This window comes from Arthrobacter bambusae (genome assembly GCF_022606295.1).
In the GTDB taxonomy this organism is placed as follows: Bacteria; Actinomycetota; Actinomycetes; order Actinomycetales; family Micrococcaceae; genus Arthrobacter; species Arthrobacter bambusae_A.
Genome location: NZ_JAHHZS010000010.1, coordinates 100935 through 120988, shown reverse-complemented (window position 1 = coordinate 120988; position 20054 = coordinate 100935). Strand labels below are relative to the sequence as shown.

Sequence of the window (20054 nt, the reverse complement as noted above, 5' to 3'; positions counted from 1 at the left end):
CGGCATCGTCGTCAGCGCCGCCCACGGGCCGGATCCACATCCAGTGCGGTACGGTCCCACCGTCCCGTTTCAGCCGCCGCCTCGTAGGTGGATTGCAGGAACCGCAACAGCATCTTGTCAGCGTCCGACGCCGTGCGGACGTTCTCGTACGGGAGGAGATACAACTTGCCATCGCTGCTATAGAAGGCGCCATCGGCATCGTTGACATATTCGGCGTAACCGGCCGGCTCCGGATAAGAGTATGCATAGAAGGCTCCTTCGTCCCCTCCCCCGGGCCAAAACCCACAGCTGCTGAGCTCGTGGGAATAACCCTCCACCATCACCCAGTCGGCGCAGTTCGGGACACCACCGGGATGAATAGGCGCGCCCCGCCCGGAGAAGCGGGAGTGTGCCAAGTCCATGCCTCCCCAGAAGAAATGGACGGGACTGGCTTTGCCCCGGAATCGCGACCTGAATTCATTCATAACCCGGTCCGACTGGACTAATTGCCTCCAGAACAACCGAATAGCCTCCGGGTCGTAGGAGGCATGTTGAAAGTCCTGGGCAAAGGGTATGGCCGGGTCCACCTCGTTCGGAATGCCGCGGATGGTCGCCTCGATACCGAGCCTGCCCAAGGCTTCGAATACTTCGGAGTGGAATTCGGCCACCGACTTGGCTTCGAGGACAACGGATGCCGACGTCCCGTTGCTGGCACGTATGTGCAGCCGATGGTCAAGGAAATCGAATTCGATGTCGTACGCACCGCCGGCGTACGGGATCGCTGATGTGGTCAGTCCGCGCGGGGTGACGTACAACGTTACCTGCCACCAGTGGTTCAACATCGGGGCATGCGCCATACGGATTTTTCCCACAATCTGGGTCCACATGTGCACTGTCTCCCTGGTTGGGGTCCACTCATCGGCGCGAAGCTCGGGCCATTCCGGGTGAGCCATCTCACAATTCTGCCACTCCTGCCGCCCGGACCGCCGGGGATTCTCTGACGCGTTCCCATCGCCCGCCCCGGTCGAGGGCGCGTAGGCTCGGCGCTATGACTATCAACTCTTCATCTGACCGTGTCCGCCGAACGGGTGGCTGGCTGCCCGAGCGACAGGACGAGCTCGAGGAATGGATTGCCGGCCACCGGGAACGGGCGGAGGCCCGGGGCGACGATGCTCCTCTGCATCCCGTGATCGCGGAGTTCAAGGAGCTTATCGCCGGCGATCCGGTTGTCCGCCTCTACATGACAGAGATGATCGAGCAGGTTCCCAAGTCGAAGCCCTACCGCAATCGGCACCTGACAAGCGTTGACCAGATGCTCCGGCTGATCAACGAGGTGCTGACGACCGCCCCGGAGTTCAGCGAAGGTGGCATGGTCACCACGCCGTTGACAGCGATCCTTGACTGGACCATGGGAACCGAGGCCGGGTTCGCCGCCCATCGCGATCCTCGAATCGTCGCCATGTTCCGCAAGATACTGAATGCCTGGTGCGAGTTCCTAAGCAGCGAGGACTCGCTGTACGTGCTGAACGACTCGCCGTCCGGCTGGATGTCGGAGAAGGCGCGGCAGGTTGTCGGGATGGACGACTATGAACATGATCCCCTCGCCGAGCACTGGGGTTTCACTTCGTGGAATGATTTCTTCACCCGCCGCCTCACCTCGACCTCCAGACCCGTTGCTGCACCCGAAGACGACAAAATCATCGTCAGCGCCTGCGAATCGACCCCCTACAAGATAAGCTCCGACGTTCAACGCCAGAGCCGGTTCTGGGTCAAGAACCAGCCTTACTCACTCGAGGACCTGCTCGCCCGGGATGAATCGGTGGATCACTTTGTTGGCGGAACGGTGTACCAGGCGTTCCTGAGCGCACTGAACTATCACCGGTGGCACGCGCCCGTCGCCGGAACGATCGTGCGGGCGTACCTCAAGGACGGTACATACTTCTCCGAGGCAGAATCAGAAGGGCCCGACGCCGTCGAGCCGACCCTCTCGCAGTCATACCTGGCCCATGTCGCGGCACGCGCGATCATCCTGATCCAGGCCGACGACCCCGTCATCGGCCTCATGGCGGTGATACCCGTGGGCATGGTCGAGGTCTCGTCCTGCGTCATCGATCAGGAGATCGTCCCGGGCCACCACGTGAACAAGGGCGACGAGTTGGGGTACTTCCAGTTCGGCGGCTCCACAGAGTGCCTCGTCTTCCGGCCCGGCGCTATCGACCAGTTCGCTCTCACCGCTATCCCCCAACCGCAGAATCCGGACGCACCCCTCGTACGGGTCCGGTCGAAGCTTGCCTCCGCCAGGCATGAGGAGAACGCATGATCAATGCCGACGCCGTGTCGCTGGAGGCAATCGGTGTCAATCCGCTGGATCCGGGGGCGCGTGCTCCCGCAGCTCGCGCCGCCCGGGATCAGGGCTGTCGCCTCGCCGCGGAGCTCGACATCTTCTGGGACTGAGTTCTGCTAGCCGTCCCCCGCGATGGAGAGGATAATCCGGACCACCGGCAACGCAGGATGCCCGCCACCAACGGATCAAAAGGAGCATCATGACCAAACACGGCCAACCTTCCAACGCCACAGACCACTCCAAGCCGCTGGCGAAGTGGCTGGACAAACCGCAACAACACGACTATCCGGCCGCCGCCTCCTACCTCTCCCTCATCGCCGGGCCCAAAGCCGTCAGTCGGGCGGTCAAGGCCCTGGAGCAGGCGGACACCGTGTCATTCAAAGCCAAGGACCTTCTGCGTGCGGCGGGGTTGCCACTGCTGCCAGCCGATGACCCGGACGTTGCCAAGGAACTCGGCCGGGTCAGGGCCGGTACGGCACTCTCACCCTGCCTGGTCATCCGCGGCAGCAGGAAAGCCGGGACGACCGCCCGGATCGCGGACGGCTACCACCGGATCTGCGCTTCCTATCATCTGAGCGAAGACACGGTCGTTTCCGCGCGTATCGCCGGGTTCTAGGCCTGAGAGATGCCAATACGCGACGCGGCAGGCCGGTCCGGACGGCGAAGGCACCCCGGCCTCTCGGTCCAAGACCACCGCATGATCCGGACCTTCAACCAACCCGGCAACGGATCACGGCGCCTCATCGGTGAGTTCCTCGGGACCTACCTTCTGGTGCTGGCCGCAGCCGGCGCCGACATCGTGAACACCGCCACACACGGAGGCCTCGGGCACACGGCCATGGTGATGACCCCGGCGCTGACCATCATCGCCGTCGTCCTCTTCGTAGGACCCATTTCCGGGGCCCACCTGAACCCCGTGGTGACTCTGGCGTTCGCCCTGCGCCGGGACTTCCCCTGGCCAAGAGTTCCCGGCTATATCCTCGTCCAGGCTGCCGGGGCGGCGCTCGCGTCCGCCACGCTCCTGGCCGTGTTCGGCCACTACGGCAAGGACGGGATGACCGTTCCGGGCCCGGAATTCACCGATTTCCAAGCTTTCACCCTGGAAGTCCTGCTGACTGCGGGACTCGTCAGCACCGTGCTCGCCGTCGCCTCCGGGGCGCAGAACGTCGGCGCCTTGTCGGCATTCGGAATCGCGGCTTACATCGTCATGGCCGGGCTTTGGGGTGGCCCGGTCAGCGGAGCGTCGATGAACCCGATCAGGTCGTTCGGCCCCGACCTAATCACAGGTGACTTCAGCCGATACTGGATCTACGCCACCGGTCCGATCGGTGGGGCCCTCCTCGCAGTCGCCATAGCGCATGTCCTGCGGGGCCGGGGCGGCAGGGCCGCCGCCGAAAAAGCCGCCCAGGGCTCCCTGAGCGGCTGAGCCGGGGAGGGCGGACTGGTATGCGCACAAGCGATGGGGAAACCGCAGCCGGACGGCTCACGGCGAATCGGCGTTTGGCAGCCGTGGCTGCGGCGGCTGTGGCCGCCACGATCGTGGCGGCATTCCTGGTCACCCAGCCGCGGGCCGGCGTCGACGGTCCGCTGCCATCGCCTCCCGGGCCGAGCATTCCGACGACCTCGTCCCAGTCTCCTTCGAGTCCAGGTTCGCCGCCGCCGTCGAGCCCTTCCGGTGTCCCGGGCGATCCGATCAGGCTGATCGGATCGACAATCCCGGTTGGCGCAGCAGCACTGTGGCCGGATGTCACGTTTCCAGTGGCGCCGAGCGCGGGACGCCCAATAGCCCAGGCCGGATCGGTCATCGTGGAGGCGGGATTGCAGGGCAGCACCTTGGTGGTGGCCCACAGCTCCGATTCGGGAGCCACCTGGACGAGCAACCACGTTGGGGTCGCTTGAGAAAACGGACGTCAGAGTACGCTAAGGGCCCCGTTCTCCCTTGGAGGTGTCCCTGGAGGACAAGTAACACAGACTTGTAAAAGCGAAATATCCGTCATCCCGACCTCGGCAGGAAGGGGAGGAAGCTGTCCGCACCGGTTTTTTGACTTGGAAGAGCATCCGCTGGTGCTGTAGCGTGCCGTTGAATTGCGGAGTGTTACGACATATTGGGGAATATAAGCGTATGGCGGCATGGGGGACGGCTGGCGTGGTTTTGTCGTGTGCACGGATCACATGAGGAAGCCAGGGACTGCTTCGGCAGGTGTGGCTGCGGTTGCCGCGAGCCTCACCGCACTGCAACTCGGTAACGGCGTGGCCGTTGGGCTCATTGAAGCCGTCGGCGCGGGAACCGCGACGTGTCTGAGGGTGGGAATCGGAGCTTTGGTGCTCCTACCTGCCCTCTGGTTTGCACGACATTCTGCTGCCGTGTCCGTGCACCGCATCGTTGCTTACGGAGTCGTCTTGGGTTTGATGCAGCTTTGCTTCTATCAAGCAATTTCGCACATCCCGCTGTCTCTGGCGGTTTCGGTTGAATTCGTTGTCCCTTTGGCAATCGGCTGTCTGCGTTCGCGCTCTTGGGCGGTCCGGCCTGCGGTTTTGGGCGCCGTAGCGGGACTTTTCCTCATTGTGGACTACGCCGGTCAGCCGGATCCTGCAGGGATCCTGTGGGCCGTGGCTACCGGGATTCTGTTGAGCGTCTACATCAGGGTAGGGACGGCCATGCCGGCCACGACCCATCCACTGGCAGTGCTATCCAAGGCTTTGTGGGTCGCGTTCCTGGTTGTTCTCGCCGGACAGCTCCTGGCCCCGGCTCCCGATTTGCAGACAGCATGCCCGTTGGCGGGCCAGGCGCTTGTCGTGGCACTGCTGACCATGGTTATTCCATTCTCTCTGGAACTTTTCGCGATGAAGCGTCTGCGCGCGCTTCCCTTCGCGATGGCCTCGGCTTTGGATCCCGCGCTGGCTTCGGCCGTTGGCGTACTTGGCCTGAACCAGTTCCTGGACGGTCGGCAGATCATGGGGCTGATCGTTCTGACCGGGTGTGCCGCACTCAGCGTCTGGACGGATACACGCGCTCAAACAAGCAACCAACTGACATCTGAAGAACGAGGAGTAGAAGTTGAAAACGAACCAATTGCTGTCTGAATTGGACTTGTCCTTTCCGTTAAAGCGTGACACCCAGGTACTGATTGCGTGCGGCTACTTCGACGTCTCAACGGGAATCGATGAATTCGCCGTGGAATCGATGAAGTCGGGCCTACGTCTCGGGGACGAACTCCAAAGCACCTATTCTCTGACGCGGAGACCGGCGTACACCATCATCGTCAACGACCTGGGCATGGACTGTTCCCAGGATGTGTGAGAGCTGCGGACCGCAGCCACCGCCGAAGTCGATACGTCGGCGCTTCTGGAACTCTGTGCCCCTTTCGGGGTGAGCTTCGAGGTTGTGAAGGAACGTACGTTGCGGAATCGTTCCGCCCGGTTCCTCAAGCGATGGCTGAAAGACATGGACTCGGACGAATCGCTGCGGCTGGAAGGGACCGAAATCCTCTTCGACTCCGACCTCTACCCGAAAGTCATTGCCGGGGCCGTCAACGAGGCAGGGGCGGGCATTCCACGTTGCCCGCTCATTGTCAGCGAGTACCTCGATTTGTCGTTCAAACGACTAAGCGCATCACGGCAGCGATCCTCCCGGGTCGTCTTTGATTTCAACCGGGTAGCGGACAAGGACAAAGTCATCAAGGGAACAGAGATGTACCTCGCCCGGAAATCCCAGGGGCAGGAAGCCGTTGTGCAGGTGTTCTTCGATGCAAAGACACACGATTTCGTCTCGATCCCCTACAGTTCCGAGGACCTTGGGCGGAGAGCAGCATGATCTACCTGGATTATCAGGCAACGACCCCGCTAGACGACGAGGTTGCTGATCTAGTCGACAGCGCCGGACGCCGGTTCTGGGCCAACCCGTCCAGCCCGCACATGGCAGGGATGAGGAGCCAGGAGGCCATCGAAGGCGCGCGACGGAAGATGGTCCGGCTTCTTGGCTGCCGTCCCCGTGAGCTGTTCTTCACTTCAGGCGCCACCGAGGCCAACAACTGGGCCATATCCATGGTCAAAGCCAGCCAGGAACACCACATCATCACCACGGCGATAGAACACAAATCCATGCTGGACGCCTGCCGGGCCTTCCAACGGGGAGGCGGGGACCTCACCGTGCTCCCGGTAGACAACAAAGGATTCGTGAACCCCACCGAGGTAAAGAGGGCCATCAAACCGACGACACGGCTTGTCTCGGTCATGGCGGCCAACAACGAAATCGGCTCGGTCCAGCCCATCACCGACATCGCTTCGGTCACAGGAGAGGCCGGGGCCCCTCTTCATTCCGACGCCACCCAGGCCATCGGCTACCTGATTGAGGACATCACCCAGTACCCCGCCGACCTGGTCAGTTTCTCCAGCCACAAGCTTTACGGGCCCAAAGGAATCGGTGCCCTGTACATCAGTGACAAGTTCCAGACCTCCAACAAGGGTGTCCCCTCCCTGCTTCACGGCGGAGGACAAGAGGGCGGCAAACGCCCCGGAACCCAGAACCTCCCGGCGATAGTCGGCTTCGCGAAAGCCCTCGAGCTATCCCGGGCAGCATTGACGGACGAACGGTCACGGGTCAAACAGCTCAAGAGCATGTTCCTGGATCTTCTGCTATCCCACCACCCCGACATCATGACCAACTCCCCGCAGGAGCTTTGCCTGCCGAACTGCCTGAACATCAGGATCCCCGGCCTGGACGCCGGGGAACTCATGTCCGCGGTTCCGCACGTAGCGATCTCGGCCGGTTCTGCATGCAACAGCAACGACCAGCAACCCTCCCACGTGCTCATGGCCATCGGGCTGTCCGCAGCCGAGGCCCGGTCCAGCCTACGAATAGGATTCGGAAGAACAACAACCCCCGAAGAAACCCGCGACGCTGCGCTGGCCATTTCCGCGGCCGTTTCCCTCATGAAAGCCTCGTGAAATGCCAGCGGCTGAGACCGGTGAAAGAGTTCCCTTCTACAGCTCCATGGTCAGCCACGACTGGGAAGCCCTGGGCTACCCGTCCCGGAACGCGGCACGGTTCTGGGACACCAGATCCTGCGGCGTCGCATGCCTGCGCATGGTCTACGCACAGCTCCTCCCCGGCATGCATGTTCTTCCGGCAACGATCACCGAGGAACTTCTCCATGACGGCGCCTACACCGAACAAACCGGCTGGCACCACGCCGGACTGGCCCGCCATGGGCAAAAGAACGGACTCGAAGCCGACCGGTTACAGTTCTCGACCACGGAAGAATTCATCGAAACCGCCCGAGGGCCGGGGGCACTCATCGTTTCCGTCGGCCCCTCCTTCGAATCTCCCGGCAAATCAGGTCACCTAGCAGTGCTAGCAGCCATAACGACTTCCAGCGACCTGCTGATCCACCGGCCCTCAAGCCATCACCCTATCGAAGGGCGAAACATCCGTCTTGATCCCGCGACGTTCTGGGACCACTTCTCAGGCCGGGCAATTCATTTCCGGAATAGGCGGCAAGAATCCGGGCTTTGAGTCCTCAAAGCCCGGCTTCACAGTTGTTTACCGCTCGAGGCTGGGAGCAAGCGGTAGTTGGCGGGCACGGAGATACTGAGATCGCGGGCGACGTCGACCACGAGCGTTTTCAATGTTCCGGCCCGTGGCTGTGGTCCGGGTTGGGTGTCTTGGCGTGGCTGGTCGCTTTAGCGCGCTGGTTCTGGGCGGCGCGGCCGGCAAAGGCGCGGCCCTTTGCTGCCTCCTGGGCGGGTGTGCCTCGGGTGGGCGGCTTTGGCCGGTACTGTTCGGTGCACCATTTCGGTTCGGTCTCCTGGACAGCTGCGAGTTTCCGGGCGGCGTGGGTGGAACTCGGGCACTGGCAAGGCACAGCGGGAACTTTTGTGCTCGCGGAGACATGAATGGGTATGGAGACCATGAGTTCGTCCATCTCAGGCCAGGTGTTGTGGGACCGCAGCGTTGCAGGCGATACAGACGCCTTCCGCGACCTGTTCGTTCGACATCGCGACGCGGTCTACAACTACTGCTTCCGCCGAACGGCCTCGTGGGACGCCGCGGAGGATCTCACGTCCTCCGTGTTCCTGGAGGTCTGGCGGGGCCGACGACAGCTGGCTCTGGATCGGGAGTCAGCTCTGCCATGGCTGATCGGAACCGCATCGAATCTGGTGCACAGCAGGACGCGGTCCGCTGCGCGACGTTTCGCTATCGAGCGGCAAGCGGCTCCGCGCGACGAGGTCACAGATCCCGCTGAGGACGTCGCCGAGCACATCGATTCCGAGCGGCGGATGGCCGCCGTTCTGGCTGCCATAAGACGCCTCCCCCGAGGCGAGCAAGAAGTCCTGGCCGCGTGTGTGTTCGCCGAGCTCGACTACAAAGCGGCCGCGGATGCCCTGCATGTGCCGATAGGCACCGTGCGCTCACGGCTGTCCCGCGCCCGGGCCCGCCTTCAGGAGATCAACCGACCCGCAGAAGCCCGAGGGGAATAGACGATGAACATCTTCGATGAAGTGCCCGCCAAGCGGCGCATGCCCGAGGACGCCGAGCGCCGTGCATGGGCGCGAATCAAAGAAGGCATACACGCAGGCGAGGAGAAAACAGCACACGGGCGGCCCCACGCGAAGTGGCGCTTCACAGCCTTGGCTGCCGAGGCGGCTGCGGCCATCGCCGCGGCGTTCCTGATCATCCAACCGTGGGCAGGCGTCGGCGGTCCGCCCCTATCCGCTCCAGGGGCCAGCAGCCCGAACACCTCCCAGTCTCCTTCGGGCACTGACTCGCTGCCCCCGTCGAGCCCTACCGGTGTCCCGGGCGAACCGATCATGCTGATCGGATCGACAAACCCGGTTGGCGCGGCGTCACTGTGGCCGGATGTCGTGTTTCCGGTGGCGCCAAGCACGGGCCGCTCGATCGCCCAGGCGGGATCCGTCATCGTTGAGGCAGGGGTGCAGGGCACCACCATGGTAGTGGCCAACAGCTCCGATTCGGGCGCCACATGGACGACCAACCAGGTTGTCCTGCCGACCCCGGTGCCATACGTCGACGTATCGCTCTCCGGTGACGGCAAGCACTGGATAGTCGGCCCGCCACACGAAGGAGGGGCGACGGTGTCGACCTACACGGGCGCCTACGTCTCGACGTCGGGCGGCGCTCTCCAGCGGGTCTCCCTGCCAGGCCCGGCATCGCATGCCGCCTGGGCTGGATCAACCCTGCTCGTGAGCGGCGGAGCGATGGACACCCACCTCTGGTCGAGCACCGACAACGGCCAATCCTTCACGGACATCAGCCCGAGCATCCAAGGATCGATGCCGCCACCGGGGTACCAGGGCGCTCCCTCGATCTCGCTCCTGCAACTGGGCACCGGGGTGGCAGCTGTCGCACTAGCACCGAATGGAACCGGAAGCACTGCGACCGTCTACGTGACGCATGACGGCGCCACGTTCAAAAAGGGCGCCTCGGCGGAGCTCCCGAACATCGCCCCCGGGCCGCTCAACGGCCTCGCCAGCACCTACGGCAGCGACGCCGCCATCGTGACCAGCGCCGTACAGCTACTCAAGGTCACCGCCGACGCCCAGTTCCAGCCGATCGCGACGTCGGGGATCCCCTTAGGGGCTAACTCGCTCGGAATCCAATTCCGAGACGCCGCCAAGGGCCTCGTCGACGCGACCAAGACCACCTGCACTGCCGGGAAGACCGGCTGCACCACACTCACCACCCGGTACACCACCGCCGACGGCGGCACCAACTGGACCCCGGCACCTTAGAGGATGCGCTCGGCGATGCGGTCGGCGACGCGCAAAGCGTTGGCGATGATGGTCAAAGTCGGATTCACCGCGCCGATGGAGGGCATGAAACTGCCATCGACGACGTAGAGGTTGTCAAGGTCGTAGGCTTTGCAGTCCAGATCCAGGGCTGCAGCCGCGGGGTCGGATCCGAAGCGGACCGTTCCGGCCTGATGGGCGGTGGCTGCGATGTCCATGTCCTTGTGGGGGTAGATGCTGCGTGCGAAAGAAGTCGAACGTGCATCGAGTCTGTTCAGGACGCCGTCGAACGCTTTCCGAAGTCGTTTGACGCCCTCGGTGTTGTTGTCGGGCTGAAGTGCCAGCTGCACGGACCCGTCCGCGCGCAGCGTCACCCGGCTCTCGGGCAAGGGAAGGTCTTCCCCCGCCAACCAGAAGTCGAGCGCGTGCGACGCGACCGCCCCGAAAGCGGCGGACGGTCCAAGCCCGAACGGCTTGGGCGCTTCCGCTTTGATCTGCCAGTCGTCCGATTTGCCCAGCATCTGGACATTCCCCATCGGATATTCCCATTCCGCGCTGGGACCGTAGAAGTCGTTCAGGGCCAATGTTTTCTGGAACACGGTGGGATTGGGGTCTTTTGACACGGCCATCAAACCGACGTTGTTATGCCGCATGTAATGCCTTCCAACGACGTCGGAACTGTTCGCCAGCCCGCGGGGGTGCCGCTCGTTGGCTGACTGAAGCAGCAGCACCGTTGAAAGGATCGATCCGGCTGAGAGGACCACGATGTCTCCGACGAAGGTTCGGGCGCTTCCGTCCTCCATGGTTGCGTGGACCCCCGTGATGGTGCGGCCGGTCTCATCGGTTGTGAGGCGCTGGACGGTGGCCCGGGTGATCAGGGTCAGGTTTGGGTGCGCGGCCAATGCGGGGCTCACGGCCGCGGTTTCGGCATCGGACTTGGCGCCCAGGAGGCAAGGGAAGCCGTCAACCCGGTCGCAGCGGATGCACACGGAGCCAACCGCGGCAGTGCCGTCCTGGTTTTGATCCAGATTGATGCCCAGGGGCAGGTGGAAAGGGTGGAGTCCGAGTTTTTCGAGCCCGTCGGAGAGTTCCTGGATCCGTGGTTCGTGCTTCACCGGCGGGTGCGCATAGTCGCGGCTCGATGGCCCGGCGAAGGGATCCTCACCGTGCAGGCCGTGGACCATGAACTGGTGTTCGGCCTGGACATAGTAGGGTTCAAGATCTGCATAGCTGATGGGCCATGCCGGCGAGATCCCGCCGTGGTGGCGGATTTGTCCGAAGTCTTCCGGGGTAAGCCTGAAAAGCGCAGCCCCGTAGACCTTCGAATTGCCGCCTACGTAATAGTGCAACCCTGGATGGAACGGTTTGCCGGTCCGGTCGTAGAAGGTTTCGGCTGCTGTGTAGCGGCCCTTGGCGAACACCTCGCGGGAGTCCCAGTTGGCCCGCTCGCGCTTGAGGTAATCGCCCCGTTCCAGGAGCAGGATCCGCTTGCCGGTCCTGGCCAGTCTGCCGGCAAGGGTGCCGCCGGCGGGTCCGCTACCAATGACGACGACGTCGTACGCGTCACCTGCGTCGGTGGAGTGCGCGTTCACAGGCCGACGCTCCCCTGCATGATGCCGCCATCGACGAAGACGGAAGTCGAGGTCACATAGGCGGACGTGTCGGAGGCAAGGACAACGGCCATGCGGGCGATTTCCTCCGGCTTTGCCATGCGTCCGAGCGGTATGGCACCATTCAGGGACTTCAGCTTCCCGGCATCAGCCATGGTGGAGGCATTGATGGGAGTTTCCACCGCGCCGGGGCACAGGTTGAGGACACGGATACCGTGCTCGCCAAGTTCAACACCGGCCGTGCGCGTGAGCATCCTCATCCCGCCTTTCGAGACGCAATAGGCGGTGTTGCCGGGCATCGGCCAATCCTCGTGGACGGAGGAAACATTCAAGATCACCCCGCCACGGCCTTGGAGGATGAACTGCTTCGCCGCCAGTTGGGTGCCGAAGAACGCGCTCTTGAGGTTGATGTCGAGCACTTTCTGGTACTGCTCCTCCGAGGTTTCCAACACTGAGGTCCGGGTTTCGATCCCGGCATTGTTAACGAGTACATCCAAGCTACCGAAGGCTTCGACTGCCTTTTGCACGAGTGCCTGCAAACCCGCGAGCGAGCTGATGTCGGCTTCGAGTCCGACAGCTTTCCCGCCAGCCTCCTCGACGCGGGCGATCAGGGATGAGGTCTCTTCGGGGTGCGCTACGTAGTCGATGACAATGTTGGCGCCCTCGGCCGCCGCGGCGAGCACGATCGCTTCACCGATTCCGCTGTTGCCGCCCGTCACTATGACTGTCTTGTCTTTCAGGAGCATGGCTGTATTCCGTCCTGTTGAGTTCTCCGGCTGATGCCGGGCGCTTGTACCGGATGATGATGGTCCGGGAGCGTCCGGTGTGGATGTAGGGCTCATGGTACCCAGTCCAGCTGGATGCACATGGGGTGGCAGCCACAACGGTCCAGCCGGGGGCGACACGCCACCGGAGCCGGCGCCCCTTTGGGGCTCGCGTCAACTCGCGGCGAGGACGCTCTTCGTGACTGGTGGAGATTGGCTCAAGGATCCCCTGCATGGGCTTTGCTTGGACCTCCGGAAGGCGTGCGATGCAACAAGGCCAACGCCCGCGTAACCGACATGTCCGCCCGGGCGACTATCAAGGCTGTCAGCAAGGCAGCGGCAACGTGCGTGTCCAGCATCAGATCCGGTGAGTGCCCGGACGAAACGAAAGGCACCGCGGTCAACTGCCCAGGCTGAAATCCCGTCACCCCATGCTGATGCTGGGCAGGTGCCGGAACCGAGAAGTTTCCGGAGAGCCGGTCGAAAGCCAGATGCAGAACCTGCTGGGTCACGCCGCAGAGTATGAGCAACAACCAGTTCGGCAGATATATCCGGGACACCAGCGAGGCGCACATGCTCAGCAGAGCCGTCAATGCGATCAGCACCGGGGCTCCGGGAGATACTCCACCTGAGACCAGGTGGGCTGCCAGCCCCAGTCCGACCGCCGCCGGCCCGACTTCCCACCCCGGGAATCTTCGACGTCCATGGGATTTCTGCTCATCCACGCCCGGTCTCTCCGTTCCGTCGTTGGACGGGTTCCGCTCTCCTCCATGGTGCCGCCGTTTCGCACCCGAAGGAAGGCTTTCCGGGGCACATTCACCCGATTGGCGCCTGCGCTCCCGCTCAGCTCAACGATGTGTCGGCATCGGCGAGACCCACGCAATAATCATCGGTTATTTGAGAACAGCGACGGCGAGCGCGCGTACCCGCACCCCTTGGAACCTTTCAGGGTGAGTGCTTCGTGATCCGGATCTCGGCGCGGGCGGCCGAAGACCCGACGGTTCCCGAGGGGAGAGCGACCCGGGCCGACACAGGCCCAACCACAAAGTGGATCTGCTCCACGTGTGGGCTCCCGCATGAAAACGAAACACTCACCTTGGAACTGCTGCTGGAGCCTTGCTGGGAAACAGTCAGCAAAGCCTGGGGTGCGCCCACGCAGGCCGCGGTCACAGAGTAATCCCCGCTGTCCACGGCGTTATACCCGACTGCGAATGCCGATGGTGGGCCGGTAAGTCCTCCCGATCCCTCCAGCACCGTTCCAGCGGGCTTGAGCCCCATGACTTGCCGGAGGTCAGCCACTGTCGAAGAGGCCCCAGTCAGCGCTGCCGGGGTTGTCTCGGATTGTGGCGAGTAGGAACACGCGCTCAGACCGGCTATCAGCAGGACCGATGTGGCCGTAGCCGCGGTTCGCACTGGACGGCCTTCCATGCAACGGTCCCGCCGATTTACACCTCTCCGGACCTTTGACGCCATCATCGTTGCCCCCACACGCCTCTTTGGCTGAATTGAACAAACAGTAGCCCCTAGCCAGGCGCGGCGGAAGCGGCATCCTGTTCAGAGCCAGGCTAATTCCCGGATCTAGGATCTGGATCGACTTTGTCTTGCCAGGAATCGCGTCCAAAGCACGTGGACAAGTCCAGTGCCACGTGCTGACATGTAGGCATGCAGCCCTCGGCGCGCGATAAGCGGATCCGGATCTGCGGCGGACTGGTCATCATGGCCTTGGCGATCCTCTCGCTGGTCATGGTTTTCGCGTCCGGCCGCGAGCATTGGGCTGATATTCCTCTGGACGCCTTATACGGAATCCAGGCGCTGTTCACACTGGGCGCAGGCATCTATCTCGCCAGCGGCTGGCGCAAGGCAGCTCAAATGGTGATGGCTCCAGGGCGGGCCCGGCGTATTGCGCTGGCCGCTATTGCCGTGGCCGGAACAGCCGCAGTCGCCTGGGGATTCACGAACGGCGCCAAGGCTCTCATCACAGCTGCGTTGTGGCCGAACATGGTTGGCTTGTGGACTCTGCTGCAGTTCAGGACCATTGCCGAGCGCTTCCAACACAAGGAGCAATGGACCACCGCGTTGACCCTCGAGTTCGCTTTGGAGTCCCTGGCCCGGGTCTTCCGTCAGCCCGGGCTGAGCGTGACGACGGCGCGCCAGGACGTGTGGGTCGAGATAGAAAGGGAATGGAACGGAGGAACCTGGTCCCACAAGGACGCAGCCCGTTATATGAAATCGGCGACGGGCCTCCATTTTCGGATTGAAGAGATCGTCGGCGGGACCCGGATCACTGCCAACAGCGGAGACCGGACCGTGGGAGGCATGTACGACGTTCTGAAGCTCTCCGAGGAGATGAGCGCGACCGCGGTGGAACTGGCCCGGCAAGCAACCGCCCGCAACCACGAGGGCTGACACTGTCCTGGCTTTCAATCCGGATGCTTGCCCTCACGAACGTACGCAGATCGGACAGGACTCCCGCGTCCCGGGCCTTGACCGGAAACGTTCCCAAGTGCGTGGCTACCGCGGGGCGGTCAAGCGGGCGCCGACGTGCTTTGGCGCACCACCAACTCCGGCTCCACCACGGTGGCGCCGGTGCTTTCCCCGCCCTCGATCCCGCGCAGTATGAGGTCCATGCAGCGGCGGCCGAGTTCTTCGAAGTCCTGGTGCACGGTGGTCAACGGCGGTGTGAAAAACCCTGATTCCGGCTGGTCATCGAAACCCACCACCGAAACATCGCCGGGCACGCGGACACCGGCCTCGTTGAACGCACGCAGCACGCCCAAAGCCATCTGGTCATTGCCCACAAAGAGTGCCGTCGCGGTCCTTTCACCGGCGAGCTTCCTGCCGATCTCATAGCCGCTACCGGCGCTCCAGTCCCCCACCACCAGCAAGTCATCCTCAAGGCCCGCGGCCCGCAAGACCGCACTCCACCCTTCGGTCCGGGCCGCCCCGTCGATCCAGTCCTGCGGGCCCGCCACATGCCCGATCCTGCGATGTCCCTGATCCACCAGGTGCCTCACGGCCAGTTCCGCGCCGCGCTTCTGGTCCACCATGGCTCCGCCGACGGAGGCGTCGCCCAGCGATCCCGCGGCCACTACGGGAACCCCTGGGTTCATTTCCGCCACCGCCGGCAGGGACTCCGAATGCGGCACGATCACCACGATCCCGTCCACTGACTGGTCCAGGAAATGCCGGACCGCATCAAGGATCACCTCGCGGTTGACCGTCCTCAAGGCGGCGATACTGACGAAATAGCCGGCATCCCTCGCCGCCTGCTCGACGCCCAGCAAGGTGTTCGCAGGGCCGTATTGAGCCAGCTCGCTCGCCAGGACGCCGATGGTCCGGGAACGCCGGGTCACCAGGCTCCGTGCAGCAGTGTTGCGCCGGTATCCCAGTTCGGCAATGGCCGCCTCCACCCGCTCACGGGTCCCCTTGCTCACGTTGGGGTGGTCATTGATCACCCGGGACACCGTCTGGTGCGAAACTCCCGCCCGCTCCGCCACATCCTCAAGCCGAGGCAAGCGCCCGCTGGTATTTGTCATGGGGCTATTGTGGTCGATCCGGTGCGCAACCACGCAACGCGCCGCGAGCACCAGGCTTCCGACGAGCTGACAACAACGCTGTCACGACGACCACGCTGCTTGCCGTCTTTTCCGGTCCCAGACTGTCCATGCGATGAGGGCGGCGAAAGCGATCACTGCCAGGGCGGCGGAAAGCCCCACCATGACATCAATGGGCAGCAAATAGAGTAGGACGGCCCGTACGCAGGCTTCGGCAATCAGTCCCGCACCCCAAACGGCGGAGACCTTCAGGTGCCAGCGGTGCGCCGCCGGATTACTGTGGAAATCGCGGTCCATTTCCGCGGCGCGCTCCGGTCTCCACGTCTTGGCTGCGTCCAAAGTCAGGGGATGACCCAGCGCGGCCAGAACCAGGAACGAAATGCCCATGCCACCGGTGATTGCCGAATCCTTGAGCAGCAGAAACCGCGGGTCACCGGTGAGGAAGGACAGAACCAGCCCGAGTCCGAAGACGATGACCATCAGCATCGCAAACGGGTTCAGGGAGTGCCGTTTGGAGGCTGTCCAGAACAGCCGGCAGCCAGCTGCCGCCGTCGCCGCCAGCAGCGCAGCCCAGTCCGTGGCACCGGCTAGGTGCAGGGCGTAGTAGACAGCCAGCGGCGCCCCCACGTCCCAGGCGAGGCCGCGCACCAACGTACGCATCATGAATGTCGGACGCAACGGTCCCGAAGCTTGCTCAGCGTTCATTGGCGCGCGTCCATTTACGGAAACAGGGCCGTTCCATTGTCCCGATTGGCGGAATCGCCGCAACGGCGACCGCACCGAAATCGATGATCACCGGAGCCGCCATTTCAGCTCCTCCTCCGCTCATGACCGAGAGCTTCATGCGCCAGCAACGCCATGCTAGGTCCGTGCAAGAAGCCTCGTCAACGGGTCGCGGGCTCGCCTCACTTCACGAGTGCGCCTGCGTCGCCATCGTAAGGATTTCAGCCCCGCCCTCGGTGATCGCGATCGTGTGCTCACTGTGTGCTGTCCGGCAGCCTGTCGCACTTCGGAGCGTCCACCCGTCCGCGTCCGTGATGAGTTCGGCGGTGTCCGCCATGACCCACGGCTCGAGTGCCAGCAGCAGCCCTGGACGCAGTTCATATCCGCGTCCGGGCCGTCCGGTGTTCGGAATGTGCGGGTCCTGATGCATCGTCGATCCGATGCCGTGACCGCCGAACTCGGTGTTGATCGGGTACCCCGCCTCGCTCAGGACGGAGCCGATGGCATGGGCGATGTCGCCGATGCGGGCCCCCGGCACGGCAGCAGCTATCCCTGCGCTCAACGCGCGCTCGGTGGCGCCGATCATCGCGACGCTCGCCGGGGGCCGGGAGTCCCCCACGATGAAACTGATGGCAGAGTCCGCGGCGACCCCACCCTTGGAAACGGCGAGGTCGAGAGTCAACAGGTCGCCGTCGGCAAGCGAGTAGTTGCGTGGAAGTCCGTGGAGCACGGCGTCGTTGACTCCCGTGCAGATGTAGTGGCCGAACGGTCCACGACCGAAGGAAGGCGCGTAGTCGACGTAACAGGACAGTGCACCCGCCTCGACGATCATGGCCTTGGCCCACCGGTCGATGTCCAGCAGGTTCGTGCCGACCGTGGCGCGGCTCTTCAGCGTCTGCAGGATGTCAGCGACCAGCGCGCCTGTCTCTTTTGCACGTGCCAGTTCAGCGGCATTCAGAATCTCAATCATCCAATAACTATACCGGCCATATTATCCCGGTATAATCGGAACCATGGTCAGATTGCCGCTCACATTAGACGAGGTGGAGCGCGGACGGCGCCTCGGTGCCCTGTTGCGTCGCGCCAGGGGCCAGCGCTCGATTCTCGACATCGCCCTCGATGCGCAGGTCTCACCGGAAACCCTCCGAAAGATTGAGACGGGCCGCGTAGCGACCCCTGCCTTCCCCACCATCGCCGCGATCGCCGAGGTCCTGGGGCTCTCCCTCGATGTGGTGTGGGCCGAGATCAACCTGCCCGAACGTGGCGCCGAATCGACCCTCCCTGATCACAAGACACGTGAGCGCTTAGCCTCGTAATTCCCGCAACTGCGTTCAATTCTTCTCCTTGACCGCTATCTGTGTGGTGTCGCGTTGGGTGGCGGCCCAGCTGGCGAGGAGTTTCAGGGCGTCCTCGGAGGGGGTCCCGGGGTCTGCTGTGTAGACGTTGATGCGCAATCCCGGGTCCGTGGGTAATTCCAGGGCCTCAAAACTCAGGTCCAGGTCCCCGACGATCGGGTGGTGAAGGTGTTTGCGGCCGGCGCGATGGTACTTCACGTCGTGACGGGCCCACCGGGTCCGGAACTCCTCACTGCGGGTGGAGAGTTCCCCGATGAGGTCCGTGAGGTCCTTGTCGTACGGGTTCTTTCCGGCCGTGGAGCGCAGCACAGCGACGATATCGTCCGCTGCGCGTTCCCAGTCGGCGAAGAACTCCCGCGCTTTCGGGTTCAGGAACGTGAAGCGCGCACTGTTCGGCGGGACGGCCACCTCCGCCATCATGTCCAGATACAGGGCACGGCCCAGGTCATTCGCGGCGAGGACATCCCCGCGGTCGTTGCGGACCCACGCCGGAGCGGCCGTGATCGCATCGATGACCCGCTGCACACTCGGCCGCACTGTCTGCGGGCTGTGCCTGCGCCGCACCCGGGGAGAGGCAGTGGCGGCGCGGGCCAGATCAAAAAGGTGGGCCGTTTCGGCGTCGTCGAGCTTCAACGCGCGTCCGAGGGCTTCAAGGACACTGTCCGAGGCGCCGGAGAGGTTTCCCCGCTCCAGACGGATGTAGTAATCGATGCTCATCCCGGCGAGCATCGCGACTTCCTCCCGGCGCAGCCCGGAAACCCGCCGGTTGCCGCCGTAGACCGGCAGACCCGCCTCATCCGGGGTGATCCTGGCCCGGCGGGAGGTCAGGAACTTCCGCACGTCCTCGCTGTGTGTCATGGCAACCACGCTACGCCCGGTCGACGGCACGAGGGAGGCACTGACGTTACCCGGAACGGCCATGACTCCCGCCCCGCACGGAATCACGGTTGCATGGAAAGCATGAAACCTGAACCTGCAACGGCTTCCCACCCTGCCGGACACCCACATCAAGGGGGTACTGACGTGCCCTTCCACAACCCCGCACAACTGCATACCGTGAAAGGCATGGACATGGAACTTACTCTCAATAACGGCGTCACAATGCCAGCGCTTGGCCTGGGTGTCTTCCAAAGCGCCCCGGAGCAAACGACGGCGGCCGTTGAGGCCGCACTGGCCGCCGGCTACCGGCACATCGACACTGCCGCCGCATACGGCAACGAGCGGGAAGTCGGCGAAGGCATCCGCCGCTCACGCCTCGATCGGGCAGAAGTGTTCATCGAGACCAAAGTCTGGGTCAGCGACTATGGCTACGACGAGGCGCTCCACGCCTGGGACAAAGCGACCGGCAAACTCGGCGTCGACTATCTGGACCTGCTCATCCTTCACCAGCCCGCCCCGGACCGGTTCGAAAAAACCATCGCAGCGTACAAGGCACTGGAGGCCCTGCTCGCCGACGGGCGGGTGCGGGCGATCGGCGTCAGCAACTTCATGCCGCACCACCTGGAGCAACTGCTCGGCTCGACCGACGTCGTCCCAGCGGTGAACCAGGTCGAACTTCACCCCTACTTTACCCAGCCGGCAGTCCAAGGCGCCGACGCCGAACACGGCATCCTCACCCAGGCCTGGTCGCCGATCGGAGGGATCACCTTCTACCCAGGATGGGGTGGCCAGGAGCGGCGGAACGTCATGGAAGACCCCGCGATTGCAGCCATCGCACGGACTCACGGCAAGAGTCCGGCCCAGGTCATGCTCCGCTGGCACCTGCAGCAAGGCCGCTCCGCCATCCCGAAATCGACCAACCCGGCACGCATCGCCGAGAACTTCGACGTCTTTGGTTTCGAACTCAGTGCGGCCGAACTCGCCGCCATCGACGCGCTCGACACCGGCAACCGCAGCGGTCCGGACCCGGACGAAGCCCGCGAGGAGCGTTTCGCCATGGTCATCCCCGAAGCCTGAGACAGCCAGAAGCTTTAGAC

Annotated in this window: 25 protein-coding genes; 15 read left to right on the top strand and 10 right to left on the bottom strand. The window is 63.6% G+C overall.

The genetic code is table 11. From position 1 onward, the window contains the following. Positions 1 to 11: 11 nt before the first annotated feature. Positions 12 to 932 carry a DUF5996 family protein gene (locus KNN17_RS09310; RefSeq protein ID WP_241708459.1) on the bottom strand — a complete coding sequence of 307 codons (921 nt, stop codon included), beginning with the start codon at positions 930 to 932 and terminating at the stop codon, positions 12 to 14. Between the two features lie 95 nt (positions 933 to 1027). Here KNN17_RS09310 and KNN17_RS09305 point away from each other — a divergent pair, with 95 nt between their 5' ends. From KNN17_RS09305 to KNN17_RS09260, 10 genes are all read left to right on the top strand, one after another. Further along, positions 1028 to 2299 (top strand): phosphatidylserine decarboxylase family protein, encoded by a 1272-nt coding sequence (locus tag KNN17_RS09305; protein WP_241708458.1) that lies wholly within the window; start codon positions 1028 to 1030, stop codon positions 2297 to 2299. Beyond that, positions 2296 to 2433, top strand: a complete 138-nt coding sequence (locus KNN17_RS09300) for a hypothetical protein (protein WP_241708457.1) — start codon at positions 2296 to 2298, stop codon at positions 2431 to 2433. The genes KNN17_RS09305 and KNN17_RS09300 overlap by 4 nt, the downstream gene beginning before the upstream one ends. An 89-nt stretch (positions 2434 to 2522) precedes the next feature. Beyond that, positions 2523 to 2939: a hypothetical protein gene (locus KNN17_RS09295; RefSeq protein ID WP_241708456.1), complete on the top strand. Its 417-nt coding sequence runs from the start codon at positions 2523 to 2525 to the stop codon at positions 2937 to 2939. A 9-nt stretch (positions 2940 to 2948) separates the two neighbouring features. Then, positions 2949 to 3749 (top strand): MIP/aquaporin family protein, encoded by an 801-nt coding sequence (locus KNN17_RS09290; RefSeq protein ID WP_241708455.1) that lies wholly within the window; start codon positions 2949 to 2951, stop codon positions 3747 to 3749. A 20-nt stretch (positions 3750 to 3769) separates the two neighbouring features. Beyond that, the gene (locus KNN17_RS09285) at positions 3770 to 4222 is read left to right on the top strand and encodes a hypothetical protein (protein WP_241708454.1); all 453 of its coding nucleotides are present in this window, start codon (positions 3770 to 3772) and stop codon (positions 4220 to 4222) included. Positions 4223 to 4453: 231 nt separating this feature from the next. Continuing rightward, positions 4454 to 5407 carry an EamA family transporter gene (locus KNN17_RS09280; protein WP_308196787.1) on the top strand — a complete coding sequence of 318 codons (954 nt, stop codon included), beginning with the start codon at positions 4454 to 4456 and terminating at the stop codon, positions 5405 to 5407. Further along, positions 5382 to 5624 (top strand): hypothetical protein, encoded by a 243-nt coding sequence (locus KNN17_RS09275; protein ID WP_241708453.1) that lies wholly within the window; start codon positions 5382 to 5384, stop codon positions 5622 to 5624. Before KNN17_RS09280 ends, KNN17_RS09275 begins: the two co-directional genes overlap by 26 nt. A 99-nt stretch (positions 5625 to 5723) precedes the next feature. Further along, positions 5724 to 6137, top strand: coding sequence for a hypothetical protein (locus tag KNN17_RS09270; RefSeq protein ID WP_241708452.1), 414 nt, complete (start codon positions 5724 to 5726; stop codon positions 6135 to 6137). Further along, positions 6134 to 7270, top strand: coding sequence for a cysteine desulfurase family protein (locus KNN17_RS09265; RefSeq protein ID WP_241708451.1), 1137 nt, complete (start codon positions 6134 to 6136; stop codon positions 7268 to 7270). The genes KNN17_RS09270 and KNN17_RS09265 overlap by 4 nt, the downstream gene beginning before the upstream one ends. A 1-nt stretch (position 7271) precedes the next feature. Further along, positions 7272 to 7838: a cysteine peptidase family C39 domain-containing protein gene (locus KNN17_RS09260; RefSeq protein ID WP_241708450.1), complete on the top strand. Its 567-nt coding sequence runs from the start codon at positions 7272 to 7274 to the stop codon at positions 7836 to 7838. 109 nt (positions 7839 to 7947) lie between these two features. Here KNN17_RS09260 and KNN17_RS09255 read toward each other — a convergent pair whose 3' ends face one another. Beyond that, a complete protein-coding gene (locus KNN17_RS09255) occupies positions 7948 to 8235 on the bottom strand; it encodes a hypothetical protein (protein WP_241708449.1) in 288 nt (95 codons plus the stop codon). Between KNN17_RS09255 and KNN17_RS09250 the strand changes: the two genes are divergently transcribed. Both KNN17_RS09250 and KNN17_RS09245 read left to right on the top strand, forming a co-directional pair. Next, complete coding sequence (locus KNN17_RS09250) at positions 8234 to 8803, top strand: RNA polymerase sigma factor (protein WP_241708448.1); 570 nt, start codon at positions 8234 to 8236, stop codon at positions 8801 to 8803. The genes KNN17_RS09255 and KNN17_RS09250 overlap by 2 nt on opposite strands. A 3-nt stretch (positions 8804 to 8806) precedes the next feature. Then, positions 8807 to 10075 carry a hypothetical protein gene (locus tag KNN17_RS09245; RefSeq protein WP_241708447.1) on the top strand — a complete coding sequence of 423 codons (1269 nt, stop codon included), beginning with the start codon at positions 8807 to 8809 and terminating at the stop codon, positions 10073 to 10075. Here KNN17_RS09245 and KNN17_RS22530 read toward each other — a convergent pair. From KNN17_RS22530 to KNN17_RS09230, 3 genes are all read right to left on the bottom strand, one after another. Further along, positions 10072 to 11664: a GMC family oxidoreductase gene (locus KNN17_RS22530; RefSeq protein WP_241708446.1), complete on the bottom strand. Its 1593-nt coding sequence runs from the start codon at positions 11662 to 11664 to the stop codon at positions 10072 to 10074. The genes KNN17_RS09245 and KNN17_RS22530 overlap by 4 nt on opposite strands. Next, positions 11661 to 12428, bottom strand: coding sequence for a glucose 1-dehydrogenase (locus KNN17_RS09235; RefSeq protein WP_241708445.1), 768 nt, complete (start codon positions 12426 to 12428; stop codon positions 11661 to 11663). The genes KNN17_RS22530 and KNN17_RS09235 overlap by 4 nt, the downstream gene beginning before the upstream one ends. A gap of 236 nt (positions 12429 to 12664) precedes the next feature. Beyond that, entirely contained in the window at positions 12665 to 13171 is a 507-nt protein-coding gene (locus tag KNN17_RS09230; RefSeq protein WP_241708444.1) for a hypothetical protein, read from the bottom strand. 937 nt (positions 13172 to 14108) lie between these two features. Between KNN17_RS09230 and KNN17_RS09225 the strand changes: the two genes are divergently transcribed. Then, complete coding sequence (locus KNN17_RS09225; RefSeq protein ID WP_241708443.1) at positions 14109 to 14852, top strand: hypothetical protein; 744 nt, start codon at positions 14109 to 14111, stop codon at positions 14850 to 14852. 119 nt (positions 14853 to 14971) lie between these two features. On the opposite strand, the gene KNN17_RS09220 is transcribed toward KNN17_RS09225, so the two are convergent. The 4 genes from KNN17_RS09220 to map form a co-directional block, all read right to left on the bottom strand. Then, positions 14972 to 15982, bottom strand: coding sequence for a LacI family DNA-binding transcriptional regulator (locus KNN17_RS09220; protein WP_241708442.1), 1011 nt, complete (start codon positions 15980 to 15982; stop codon positions 14972 to 14974). Positions 15983 to 16063: 81 nt separating this feature from the next. Further along, a complete protein-coding gene (locus KNN17_RS09215) occupies positions 16064 to 16705 on the bottom strand; it encodes a VC0807 family protein (protein ID WP_241708441.1) in 642 nt (213 codons plus the stop codon). Then, positions 16695 to 16844 carry a hypothetical protein gene (locus KNN17_RS09210; RefSeq protein ID WP_241708440.1) on the bottom strand — a complete coding sequence of 50 codons (150 nt, stop codon included), beginning with the start codon at positions 16842 to 16844 and terminating at the stop codon, positions 16695 to 16697. The genes KNN17_RS09215 and KNN17_RS09210 overlap by 11 nt, the downstream gene beginning before the upstream one ends. 66 nt (positions 16845 to 16910) lie before the next feature. Continuing rightward, positions 16911 to 17693 carry a type I methionyl aminopeptidase gene (map, locus tag KNN17_RS09205; protein WP_241708439.1) on the bottom strand — a complete coding sequence of 261 codons (783 nt, stop codon included), beginning with the start codon at positions 17691 to 17693 and terminating at the stop codon, positions 16911 to 16913. 43 nt (positions 17694 to 17736) lie between these two features. Here map and KNN17_RS09200 point away from each other — a divergent pair, with 43 nt between their 5' ends. Continuing rightward, complete coding sequence (locus tag KNN17_RS09200; RefSeq protein WP_241708438.1) at positions 17737 to 18039, top strand: helix-turn-helix domain-containing protein; 303 nt, start codon at positions 17737 to 17739, stop codon at positions 18037 to 18039. Positions 18040 to 18054: 15 nt separating this feature from the next. Here KNN17_RS09200 and KNN17_RS09195 read toward each other — a convergent pair whose 3' ends face one another. Then, entirely contained in the window at positions 18055 to 18936 is an 882-nt protein-coding gene (locus KNN17_RS09195; RefSeq protein ID WP_241708437.1) for a helix-turn-helix transcriptional regulator, read from the bottom strand. Positions 18937 to 19149: 213 nt separating this feature from the next. Here KNN17_RS09195 and KNN17_RS09190 point away from each other — a divergent pair, with 213 nt between their 5' ends. Further along, positions 19150 to 20034, top strand: a complete 885-nt coding sequence (locus KNN17_RS09190) for an aldo/keto reductase (protein ID WP_241708436.1) — start codon at positions 19150 to 19152, stop codon at positions 20032 to 20034. Positions 20035 to 20054: the final 20 nt, after the last annotated feature.